At 49.6% G+C, this 12,160-nt stretch carries 10 protein-coding genes; 8 read left to right on the top strand and 2 right to left on the bottom strand.

Going from position 1 to position 12,160, the window contains the following annotated elements; translation table 11 throughout:
- Positions 1-125: 125 nt before the first annotated feature.
- The 5 genes from KK083_RS07150 to KK083_RS07170 all read left to right on the top strand — a co-directional run bounded on the left by KK083_RS07150 (position 126) and on the right by KK083_RS07170 (position 4,193).
- A complete protein-coding gene (locus KK083_RS07150; RefSeq protein WP_254161952.1) occupies positions 126-1,043 on the top strand; it encodes a sugar phosphate isomerase/epimerase family protein in 918 nt (305 codons plus the stop codon).
- A 208-nt stretch (positions 1,044-1,251) separates the two neighbouring features.
- Positions 1,252-1,668: a response regulator gene (locus KK083_RS07155; RefSeq protein WP_254161954.1), complete on the top strand. Its 417-nt coding sequence runs from the start codon at positions 1,252-1,254 to the stop codon at positions 1,666-1,668.
- 220 nt (positions 1,669-1,888) lie between these two features.
- On the top strand, positions 1,889-2,290 hold the full coding sequence (locus KK083_RS07160) for a response regulator (protein WP_254161956.1): 402 nt from the start codon (positions 1,889-1,891) through the stop codon (positions 2,288-2,290).
- A gap of 353 nt (positions 2,291-2,643) precedes the next feature.
- On the top strand, positions 2,644-3,039 hold the full coding sequence (locus KK083_RS07165; protein ID WP_254161958.1) for a response regulator: 396 nt from the start codon (positions 2,644-2,646) through the stop codon (positions 3,037-3,039).
- Positions 3,040-3,209: 170 nt separating this feature from the next.
- Positions 3,210-4,193 (top strand): GlxA family transcriptional regulator, encoded by a 984-nt coding sequence (locus KK083_RS07170; RefSeq protein ID WP_254161960.1) that lies wholly within the window; start codon positions 3,210-3,212, stop codon positions 4,191-4,193.
- Here the strand turns inward: KK083_RS07170 and KK083_RS07175 are convergent, their stop codons facing one another.
- Together KK083_RS07175 and KK083_RS07180 are read right to left on the bottom strand one after the other, a co-directional pair.
- On the bottom strand, positions 4,194-6,665 hold the full coding sequence (locus tag KK083_RS07175) for an ABC transporter permease (protein ID WP_254161962.1): 2,472 nt from the start codon (positions 6,663-6,665) through the stop codon (positions 4,194-4,196). It lies immediately after the preceding gene.
- 192 nt (positions 6,666-6,857) lie between these two features.
- Complete coding sequence (locus KK083_RS07180; RefSeq protein ID WP_254161964.1) at positions 6,858-7,925, bottom strand: NAD(P)H-dependent flavin oxidoreductase; 1,068 nt, start codon at positions 7,923-7,925, stop codon at positions 6,858-6,860.
- 199 nt (positions 7,926-8,124) lie between these two features.
- Between KK083_RS07180 and KK083_RS07185 the strand changes: the two genes are divergently transcribed.
- The 3 genes from KK083_RS07185 (at position 8,125) to KK083_RS07195 (ending at position 12,139) form a co-directional block, all read left to right on the top strand.
- A complete protein-coding gene (locus KK083_RS07185) occupies positions 8,125-9,084 on the top strand; it encodes a helix-turn-helix domain-containing protein (protein ID WP_254161966.1) in 960 nt (319 codons plus the stop codon).
- Between the two features lie 99 nt (positions 9,085-9,183).
- Positions 9,184-11,592: a TonB-dependent receptor domain-containing protein gene (locus KK083_RS07190; RefSeq protein ID WP_254161968.1), complete on the top strand. Its 2,409-nt coding sequence runs from the start codon at positions 9,184-9,186 to the stop codon at positions 11,590-11,592.
- Between the two features lie 127 nt (positions 11,593-11,719).
- Positions 11,720-12,139, top strand: coding sequence for a hypothetical protein (locus KK083_RS07195; protein ID WP_254161970.1), 420 nt, complete (start codon positions 11,720-11,722; stop codon positions 12,137-12,139).
- Positions 12,140-12,160 lie beyond the last annotated feature (21 nt).

The raw sequence follows: 12,160 nt of genomic DNA on the forward strand, positions 1-12,160 counted from the left end.
TTGGTATTTCACGTGCCATAGGTACTCCAGATCGGGGTACTTCTGATCTGGCGCGTAGCGCATGCACCAGATCAAGGCTCGCTTAAAAAAAAATCGGTACTTTTGTTCACTAACCCAGCCACCCCATGACGAAGCAAGCTTCACCTCACGCCATCACGCGCAGACATTTTTTACAAACCGGAGCACTCGTTTCCGCGTCGGCTTTTGGACTCGCCGCGCTCGCGCCCCGCACGAAGGCAAAGTTCAAAATGGGGTTGCAGCTTTTTACCGTTCGCGATGCCATGGCCCGTGATGCAAAGGGCACGCTGAAAACCATCGCTGCATTGGGCTACCAGGACCTCGAAACCTATGGCTTCGACTCCAATAACCAGAAGTATTATGGCTTCCCCGCCAGCGACTTCAAAAAACTGCTGGAAGACCTTCAGCTCACTACCACCAGCGGACACTACGATCTTTTCCGTTTTCTCAACGCTCCTGACGATAACCTGAAGCGTTATGTCGATGAATGCATTCAGGGAGCCCATACACTCGGGCAACCGTACATCACCTGGCCCTGGCTTGATCCCGATTCCAGGTCGATCGACAAATTCAAGCTGCTTGCCACGAAGCTCAACATGATCGGTGAACAGATCCGGAAAGCTGGACTTACCCTGGCGTACCACAACCACGATTTCGAGTTCATCGATCATGGCGGTCAGAATGGTTACACCATCGTTATGAATGAGACCGATCCAAAACTGGTGAAGCTGCAGATTGACCTCTACTGGGCTGTGCATTCTTCGCCCCTGAGTCCGCACGAGTTATTTCTGAAGCAGCCGGGACGTTTTGTGATGTGGCATGTGAAGGATATGGATAAAAAGACGCGCGACTACACGGAGCTGGGAAATGGCTCCATTGACTATAAGGTCATCCTTCCGGATGCTCCCCTTGCCGGGATGAAATACTATTACATTGAGCAGGGCGGAAATTTTGCCAAAGATTCCATGCAGAGCATTTCAGACAGCGCTGCCTTCATGAAGCAGCATCTTGAAAAATACTGGTAGTAATTCCGTTGCCAGTTCATGTACAGGTCAGCAGTAGCTACCGGGTTGCCGATAACAGCCGGTTGCAATCAATGATAGTCTGGCAACAATCCCCAATGGAGTCTTCGGTCACTTCGCGGCTCTTAAACGAAGCACTTTTTTTTGATGCGTTGACAGGAACTTTTTGCACTGACACAGGAGTTTAAGTGGAAAACTGAAACGCAAAAAAATGTCTGCTCAAAGGCCGCTGGTACTTGTCGATGATGACAAGGAGGATCAGGAACTACTGTTACTCGTGTTGCGCGAACTTGGCTTTGATCACGAAATCAAATTGTTCAATACTGCTGAAGCGGCTTTAAATTTCCTGTATGAGTCAGGCGATCGGCCATTCATGATCGTGTCTGATATCAACATGCCCAGGATGGATGGAATAACCTTTAAAAAGAAGATCGAAAGTTGTAAAATTCTGCAGCCAAGACATATCCCTTTTGTCTTCCTGTCGACATCGGCAAAGTTTGTAGCGCAAACAGGAGGCCTGAACATTCAAGGTTATTTCCAGAAAGGCAATAGCTGGCAGGAGCTACGCGAAACCGTAGAAGTTATCTTACGGTACTGGCAGCGGACACAGCACACAGCCTCAAACTAGCTTTTCGGTCAGGAAATCTTTCGCTGAACATCGCTTCCTCTTTTAATATCTCGTCTGAAAATTATACTGTTATTGCCCCGGCAGACGGCCATCTCGTTGATAAAATGTTAACAGTATGTGCTTAAAATAATTGCGGCGGGACATCTCGAAAGATAATTTTAACACACTGTAACGATTAGCAGCGGCTGAATGTTAAAATAATGAAGGGAGAAAGCAGGTCATGACAATTCTGTATATCGATGACGACGCTGATGACGCAGAGATTTTCTGCGAAGCGGTAAAAAGAATTGACCCTGAGATCAAATGCCTGATCACCGCTAACCGCCGAAAAGCTTTTGAAAAGGTGGACCCCTGTCCTGATTTTATCTTTTTAGAATACCGGATGTCTCAATTTTCCGGATTGGAAGTGGTGGAGCAGTTAGCTAAAAGTGTGTGCTTTAAGGTTTCAAGGATCATCATGTATTCAACCTTTATGAGCGACTGGGAAATGGCTGCGTGCAAAAGACTGGGAGTACACAGCTTCATACGGAAAACAGGACATTTTACTTCTTTGATCCAAATAATTAAAGATCAGCTCTTTCCCATTGATCCATCACCCGCCCCTGAAGAACTAACGGCCTGAACGTGCGCGGGGTAAATTATCTACACATTACTTTTGAACTGCTTTAGGACATTTGTATATATTTACTTCTGCTGAGCCCTGCATATTTTTTAATTTATAGCTGGTGGGCTCCAACGAAAAAGTCCTTATGAACTCGCGATTAGAAGGTAGAAAAACAAAGCGAAGCACATCTAATGTACGGTCTGGCTGTGAGGCGGTCAGTTTGGCAAGCATCAATGTAAACGCGCCTACAAACTTTTTTTGAGCTGCGGACTTTCTTAAAAAAAACATTACGGCTAAACATCACTTAATGGCTGACACCATGTTGGATGAAGGCGCCGGTAATATTGCAAAAACCCTTAATAAGAAGACTTATGGTATTGTTGATTGACGATGATAAAGATGACTGCGATATCTTTTGTGATGCTGCCAACCAGGTAAGCGAATGCAAATGCCACTGCGTTCACAGCCCTGTTGACGCTTTGTCTGTTCTTGCCAAAACTCAAAAATTACCCATCTGCATTTTCCTTGACATCAACATGCCGGTAATGGATGGGTTTGCAGTTCTCAAACAGATCAGGAGCAACCCGAAATTTTCAAACGTTCCCGTGGTGGTATACTCTACCACACCCAACCCCAATGAAGCTAAAAGAGCTTTGGCCTCCGGTGCCGACCGATTCATCAGAAAAACTTCCGATTATAGCAGATTGGTTAGCATGCTGCGAGAAGTAAAGACGGAGCTCATTGATGGCCGGCTTGGTAATCGGTGAGTCTATGGTTCACAGTCCACGGACCACAGACCGCGGCAGGATAGAGAATTGATCTCCACATTCTTTTTTATCAAATTTTTGACATCAAGACCCGGCACTGTCGGCAACTCCGAACGGCTGTGGACCGTCGACTGTGGACTAATCCCTATCTTTGATAAAAAACGAAAACAATGAAACATCTCACCATACTGGTTCCCGATGGAGAGAACAATCTCAGCAGCATCGTGGGGGCTTACAAGATCTTTACCAGGGCCAACGACTATTGGAAGAAGGCCGGTAAAAAAGAATTGTTCCGGATCGAGCTGGCAGGCATCTCAAAGAAAGTGGATTTTTACAACGGACTGTTTACCGTCACACCGCAGACCCATATTTCGGCGATCAAAAAAACGAACCTCATCATCATTCCTTCGCTGAATCACAACTATGAAAAAACAGTGCAGCATAACCAAAAGCTGATCGACTGGATCGAAAAACAATATAAGAACGGGGCGGAGGTGGCCAGTATCTGCACCGGGGCTTTTATGCTGGCTTCGTCAGGTTTGCTGGATGGCAAGAGCTGCTCCACGCACTGGTCGGCAGCCGACACTTTCAGAACCAAATTCCCGCAGGTGAACCTGCAGGCCGACAGGCTGATCACTGACGAGAATGGCATCTATACGAACGGTGGCGCATACTCCTTCCTGAACCTGATGCTCTACCTCGTAGAAAAATATTACGACCGGCAGGCTGCGATCTTTTGTTCCAAGGTATTTCAGATCGACATCGACCGGCAAAATCAGTCGGCCTTCACAATCTTCACGGGCCAGAAATCGCATGGAGATGAAATGGTAATAAAAGCGCAAGCCTATATCGAAAGCCACCTGCAGGAGAAGATCTCCGTTGAGCAGTTGTCGTCCAGGTTCTCGGTGGGCAGGCGCAACTTCGACAGGAGGTTTGTCAAAGCTACGGGTAACACGCCCGTTGAGTACGCGCAGAGAGTGAAGATCGAATCGGCCAAAAAAGCTTTCGAAGCCAGCCGCAAAACCATCAACGAAGTAATGTACGACGTGGGCTACTCCGATGTAAAAACTTTCCGCGAGATCTTCAGGCGTATCACAGGAATGTCTCCGCTGGAATACAGAAGCAAATACAACCGCGAAGCCGCGCTCCAATAATTATTCGTACCGCAGCGAGTCGATCGGGTTTGCCCGTGCCGCCTGCAAGGTCTGGAAGCTCACCGTGAGCAGGGTGATCAGCAATACCGTGAGGCCGGCGGCGATGAATACAAATACTGGGATGGGTGTCCGGTAGGCAAAGCCGTTGAGCCAGTCGTTCATGAGCAGATATACCAGCGGCATACCCAGCACGATCGCCAGCATCACAGGCTTGATGTATTCTTTAGACAGCAGCACGAAAATGCCACCCTCGCTCGAGCCGAGCACTTTGCGGATGCCGATCTCTTTTGTACGTTGTGTTACCGTGTAGGCTGACAATCCCAGCAATCCGAGACAACCGATAGCCAGGGCTACGGCGGCGAAGGCAGTGAACAACGTGCCGAACCGGTGCTCGTTTTTGTATTGCTGATCGAAGTAATCGTCGAGGAAGAAATAATCGAAAGGGTTTCCGGGGAAAGCTTTTTCCCATGATGCTTTGATGTGGTCTATTGTTTCAGAAAGATTACCTGTGCTGATGCGCATGGAGTAGAATTCTCCTTCGTATTGTGTGCAAAAAAAGATCGTAGGATCCATCGCACGTTTCAGCGACACCTGGTGATAGTCATTTACCACCCCCACCACGATGGGACTCCACGGCCATTCAGGAATGTTCAGCGTTTCTCCCACGGCAGCGGCAGCATCTTTGAAGCCGAGAAGTTTTGCGGCCGACTCCGTGATGATGGCAGCAGTGTCAGGATCGCTCGTGTACGCTTCTGAAAAAGTGCGGCCCGCCACCAGTTTCATTTTGAATACATCGGTGAACTCATAGTCCATGCTGTTAGACCGCACGCTTACCAGCTGATCATCGCTGGCGCCGAATCTTTTTACCAGCGCTTTCCATTCGCGTTGTACACCAGGCACTGTGAACGATGCGGTAACCGATTGTATAGAGGGATCTTTTTTTAGCTCGTTGCGGAATACATCGATCTCTGAAGTGAACCCTTCCCGCTGAGGACCGATACCAGGACGTTCCACTACCAGCACCTGCTCGATATCCACACCGATGTTCCGGCTCATCATGTAGTTGAGCTGGTTGTAAACGATCAGCGTACCGGCGATGAGCACCACAGAAGCGGTGAACTGGAATACCACCAGCGACTTGCGCAGAACGATGCCGCGGCTGCTGTTCTTCAATTTACCTTTGAGTATGACCGCGGGCCGGAAAGATGACAGCACAATGGCAGGATAAAAACCTGACAGCACCGTTCCGCCGATCCATAATAAAACCACGAGCACCACAAACCAGGGACGAAGCAGGTAGCCTGCGTCCAGTGACAACCCTGAGAGCGTGTTGAAGAATGGAAGCGCGGCACCTACAATGGCCAGCGCCACGAGGATGGAAAACAGGTTCACCAACGCAGCTTCCGTCAGAAAGTGGCTGATCAGCTGAAACCTGAAGGCGCCCATCACTTTGCGAACGCCCACCTCTTTGGCACGTTCCATTGCTTTTGCTGTTGACAGGTTGATGTAGTTGATCCACGCGATCACCAGCACAAACAACCCGATCATTCCCAGGAATCTCACGGTGCGGCCGTCGCCATTTGTTTCGGGTTCTTCAGCAAGGTTTGAATGCAGGTGAATGTCTGCCAGTGGCTGCAGTGATAATACATAATCCTGGTTTGCTTTTTCCAGGTCGGGGTTCAGCCTGTGAACAAGCCCGGGAAACTTTGACTCCAGTGCCCTGGCATCGGTGCCCGGTGCCACCTGGATAAAAGTATACATGTCGTTGCGTCGCCAGCTCTGATCATACCGCACAATGCCGTAGTTGGGCCGTGTGCCCTGCCTGGCGTACAGGGTTTTGTAAGAGAACAGGATGTCGAATTTCAAATGCGTGTTGACCGGTACAGCTTCGATCACGCCGGTAACTTTTGCCAGCTCGTTGTTGTTGTCATCGTCCTGCAGGTGCAGCGTTTTGCCCAGTGGATCTTCATTGCCGAAGTAACGTTTGGCATAGGCGGCCGTGATCACAGCGGTGTTGGGTTCCGCCAGCGCAGTGTTCACATCGCCGGCCATGAGCTTGTAACCCATCATGGGCAGGAAGGCAGAGTCGGCATAGAGGAACCGGCGCTGTTTGAAAGCAACAGGTTCGGGCTTTGCATCGTCATAGGTAATGATCACGTTGTTCTTGTAACCCATATTATAGAGCCGCGAGTAACCCGTCACTTCGGGGAATGCCGCCTTCAACGCAGGCCCGGCAGCCGGAAAATTCTCGGCGGTGGTTTTCACAAGCTCGCGGTTGCTGTAGATATCAAGGTTCAGCCTGTAGAGGGTCGACACCTCCGGCACAAAGTCTTCGTAGCTGTTCTCGAATTTAACATACTGCGAGATGAGCATGAACACGGCCATGCCCGTAGCAAGTCCCAGGATATTGAGGGAAGCGAAAAATTTGTTCTTTAAAAAACTGCGGTAAGCCCTTGTCAGGATGGTAATCATGTCGATAATGTTTTATTCAGCGCATCTGGCTGCGCCTGTTTTGCAAAAAGGCAGCCAGTTTATTGCTACCCCATAAGGCGTTATCTTAAACAGATGAAAAACAACGTTTTACAAACAGGATTTTGAAAATGACACCAGCAGGCATCGTTCCACTTCGTCCGGGTGCGGTCACCGCTTTTCGTTTGCGGGCATTTAAAGTAACTCCGCCGCCTCTTCCACCAACGACTCCATCAGCGTTTTTACATTTCTATGCTTGAGCAACGGTGCGATCTGGCCACCCCAGAAAAATACCATGTCCCATTTCTTCTGATCGAGCGCAGCTTTTCTGAGTGACGACATCAACGTGGTCTGCAGTGGAAAGGGCAGGTGATTATCCTTACCCGCATGCGCTTCGCCTATTTTGTTGCTGAGGCCGCGGCCAAGCCTGCCCGTGAAGGCTCTGGTGAGCATCGTTTTTCGGGCAGCCTGCGAGAACAACATCTCCCGGTGAATGGGCAGCGCGTTCGATTCTTCACACGCCAGGAAGGCAGTGCCCACCTGCACAGCATCCGCACCCAACGTCATGGCTGCTGCTATGCCACGTCCGTTGGCGATGCCTCCCGCCGCGATCACCGGTATCTTTACTTTTTCGCGGATCAGCTGCAACAGCACAAACGTTCCGGTGAGAGACGACTCAGCCGACGCAAGAAAGGAGGGACGGTGACCACCTGCCTCGAAGCCCGAAGCAATGATCATGTCTACACCTGTGTTCTCCAAAGCAATGGCTTCGTCAAGCGTGGTGGCCGCGCCGGCGGTCCTGATCCCCAATCGCTGACACTGCTCGATCACATCGGGTGGCAACGCGCCGAATACAAAGCTGAATACTTTCGGCCGGATATCCATGATCACCTGTAGCTGGTTCTGGAACCGCGAATGGAACGGTGCCGGTTTTTCAGGAAAAGGCAGTCCCGCTTCTTCGAAATACGGCCCGAACATTTGCCTGGCCCGCGCATATTGCTCATCGCTGATCACAACACCGGATGCGTCTGTATCCGATACCCAGAGGTTCAGGTTGTAAGGGCGATTGGTGAGCGCCCTGATCTGCTTGTCCACGTCATAGATCTCCTGCGGACTGAATGTATAAGCGCCAAAGCCGCCGAGGCCGCCCGCGTTCGATACCGCTGCCACGAGCGCCGGCGAAGAAAGACCGCCGCCAAAAGGTCCCTGCATGATCGGATAACTGATGTCCAGTAACTTTGTTGTTTTTGTGTTATACCACATGGTTGAAGATTGATGTGTGAATGTCGTTGTGACTTTTTCTTTACCTTGACTTTTATTTAACAATAAATATAGGCTGCAAAGCATTACTTCGTGAAAAATGTTTGTCGAAAACCTGGTCCTTGTTATTAGCTGTCTCGGCGTAGTGCAGGCCGTTCTCATATGTATTTATCTGTTCTCCGTAAGGGAAAAAAAAGGCAATATGTTCCTGGCATTGACGCTGCTCGGACTCATCATGATCGTGGGCAAGTCTGTGCTTAATAATTACATGGGGCTGCCTTCGTGGCTCCGCGTGCTCGGCATTTCAGGAAGTTTGATGATAGGCCCCTGCCTCTGGCTTTACGGTAGATCACTGTTTGAAAAAAAGGAACCTTCAAAAAGCAATTTCAAAGCTGGCCCTGCCTTCGCCGCACAACGCTTCCATGGACCATGGACTATGGACCATCGACTATTTCACTTAATTCCATTCGTTGTTTTCGATCTGTTGTGCTGGGCCATTCCCAACGGCGCTGATTTTACATCTTACCTGATCGCGTCGGTGGTATTTCTGCACCTGGGCGTTTACCTGGCCGTTTGCTGGCGTCTCATCATCAAAAACCCGGAGGGCTCAAGGCTTCTGCCGTGGTACCGCAGCATCGTGATAGGCGTAACCGTGATCTGGTTTCTGTACGTTGGCATTTTTATCGGAATCATTCCCCTCTATATATTAGGTGCCGTATTCTTTTCATTTCTGATCTACGTCTTCTCGTACCTTTTATTGAAGCGGCATGTTTTTGCGCTGGAGAAATACGGCAACTCCGCCATCAGCCCCGGTACGTCAAAACAATTGCTGGAGCGGATAAAAGTGCTGTTCGAGACAAAAGAAATTTATCTCGAGAGCACCGTTTCGTTAAAAGTGGTGGCGGAGAAGCTTTCCACCAGCCCCCGAGAGGTGTCGCAGGCCATCAACGAGCATGGTCACATGAACTTCTCTGAATTTGTAAACCATTACCGGGTGGCCAGGGCAAAGGTGCTGCTGGCTGACCCGGCCCGCCTGCAGGAAAAGATCGAGACCATTGCCTACGACTGTGGTTTTGGAAACGTTACCTCCTTCAACCTGGCTTTCAAGGCTGAGACCGGCACCACCCCTTCACAATACCGCAACCAGTTCAGCGCGGCCTGATCACCCACAAAAGGTATTCTTTCACGCTTTTTCGCTTTAAGGATCATGTTTATTAAAGGATTCTGAGCTCGTTTGTGAGATCCTTGCGCTAAAAACGATATGGATCGATCAATGGGAAAGTTTACAGCGGGGATACAATTTTTATTTTTGGCGCTGGCCGTGTTGCCCCTCGCCAGCCAGGCACAGGTGCAGAATAAGGTCAGCGGCAGGGTGCTGAGCCGGCAGGGTGAGCCCCTCATGGGGAATGTGGTGGCGCTCTCGGTCAAAGATTCCAGCTTTATAAAAGGGAACAGTTTTATCGCGGGCGACTTTGAGCTATTGGAGCTGAACGCAAAAGAAGTGCTGGTGAAACTGACTTCGCTGCAATTTAAAGATACCGTTTTCAGGGTGTCATTTGTTGAAAAGGCGTCTGCAGACCTGGGCGTGATCATGGTGAATGATGGCGCGCAGGAGCTGGAAGCAGTCGAGATCGAAGGCTCCGTACCCTTGTTCAACACACGGCCCGATGGTGTTTTGCAGGTCAACGTTGCCAATACCGTGCTGGCTACCAGTAATTCGGTGAACGAGATCCTTACCCGTTCACCAAACGTGACTGCTGACGATGATGGCATTTCCGTTTTTGGCAAGGGACAGGCCATCCTCTACCTGAACGGAAAACGCATCCCGCCAGAACGGCTCTCGGCTATTTCCGCCAGCCAGGTCAAAAGCATCGAGATCATTACCAACCCTTCGGCTATCTACGATGCAGAAGGCCGGGCCGTGATCAACATTATTACCAAAGACGATCTGCAGGATGGCTACAGGGCCACCGTCCAGCAGCAGGCAACGTGGTCTGACTTCGCCGGCGCCATGACCAGCACCATGCTCAATCTTAATTACAAGAAGAGAAAGATCGACATTGCCGGCACGTACGATCTCAGGCTTGGCAACGACCGCGAGAAGCTCATTACATCACGGGTCCGCAGTGCCGAAGATGATTACCTGAACTCACAGGTGCTCTGGGACCGGCGCCGGGATTATAAAAATGTATCCAATTATAGTCTCGGTGCCTCGTACGACCTCAATGGAAAAGGTTATGCTTCACTTCAGTACAATGGCTCTTATGAGAACATGCAAGATCCCACCGATAACCGTAACCATATTGTAACCGCTGATGAGAATGGCCTGTATGCCAGCCGTGTCAACAGGATGGGATTGACCCGTAACAATGCCGTGACCATGAACCTGAATACGATGCTTGATAGTTTGGGATCGTCGTTCTTTGCCGGCGGCCAGTTCTCGCATTACCGGTTTGTTGCGAACGACAACATTACCGAAAATAATGTGGTGAACGGAGAAGAAGCTTCCGCACTTTTGAGAAGCCGGCAGAACAGTGAGATCATCATTGTTAATCCGCAGGCCGATCTTGTAAAAGTTTTTTCTGGCGGCGGCAAGCTGGGTATCGGCGCCAAGCTCAGCTACGCCAGGGCTACGTCAGACCAGAGGTTTTACAGGGCTGCCGGCGAAGACTACACGATTGACACGCAACGCTCCAACGATTTTGAATACGAAGAAACCGTACCTGCAGCCTACCTTCAATATGATGGCATCGCTAACAGCAACGTAACCTATGGTCTGGGCCTGCGAAGCGAGTGGACACACTACAACCTGCACACTACTGCACAGGGGCAGAATACATTCCGGTCTTCTTATCTAAACCTGTTTCCCAATGCGCAGGTAAACGTAACGTTGTCTGAGCAGTTCAAGCTTCGTGCGGCCTATACCTCCCGCATTGGCCGGCCAGCGTACCAGGCACTAAGTCCCTCGCTCATTTACCAGGACAGGTATACGTCCATCGAAGGCAATCCAAAGCTGCTCCCCGAAAAGACGCACGCCCTGGAAGTGGGCGCCACTTTCAATATGTTTGACTTTGTTGCAGGATACAATTACACGATAGATCCCCTGAGTGGCGCAGCCTTACGGGGTGCCGATGAAAAAAGTTATGTGCTGAAAAGGATCAACCTCGGTAAGGGCCATTCTTATTTTACCTCGGTGTCGGCTTCCGTCAACACGCGCTGGCTCAGCTCCGTGAATACCGTGAGCATAAATTATGGCACGCTGACGCCCGGTCAATATGACTATGAACAGGTAGGATCGAAGCCGCAGGTGTATGCCTATACCAGCAACAAGATCAACGTAGGCAATGCATTCACGGTGCATGTGCTGGCGTGGTATCTCGGCAGCAGATATTATAGCTTGCGTTATGATCAGAGCAGGTCTGTGGTCACAGTAGGTGTGGAGAAAGATCTCTTTCACAAGCTTCTGAAGTGCAGCCTCACGGCAAACGACATTTTTTTCAACAGCCACGCCGCTGGCAGCTATGCCGTTGGACAAACCTTCGTGCGCTACGACCGGTCATTCAGTACGAGTTATTTCAGGCTGGCCCTTATTTGCACCGTCGGTCAGCTGAAAAAAGTATCGTATAAAAATAAGTCAACAGGTGAAGCGGAGAACAGCCGTGCAAGATGATGTAAAATCAGCTGTTGTTACTTTCGTTTTGTTCTGCGTTCCAACCAAAATTTACCCGGGTGTGTCTTAATGGTGACGCGCGCGTAAGAATTTAGTAAATGAATCACACAAACGAACTAAAAGAATTATGAAACAAACTTTGAAATTTGCATCGGTAGCCATCCTGTTGTGTTTATTTGTCTCCTGTTCGGAGCAGGATGAGAACATCAATCCCGAAGTCAGCTTAAAAGGTAAAGATGTCGGTATAGAACGTAAGTGGAGCCTCACCCATTTTGGGAAGGGTCTTGCCGGAGTTGACATCTACGAGGCAGGTGACATCATCTGGCGATTCGATTCACAGAAGAAACTTACCGTAGAGATCAACGTTGATATTTCTGGTGCAATAGTGCCCATTTTTAAAGAAGGCAAATATCCCTTTGATGTAAAATCTGGTAAGGTTGTGCTCAACAATGTTGAATATGATTACATGATCAGTGATGACGAGCTGACTATTTCCGATCACCCGGAAGTGGATGGACCGTACCTGACCTTCAAAAGTGTAAAGTAGTCTTGCGACAGGTCCTGTTGC

It is taken from the genome of Chryseosolibacter histidinae, from assembly GCF_018598225.1.
GTDB classification, from domain to species: domain Bacteria; phylum Bacteroidota; class Bacteroidia; order Cytophagales; family Cyclobacteriaceae; genus Chryseosolibacter; species Chryseosolibacter histidini.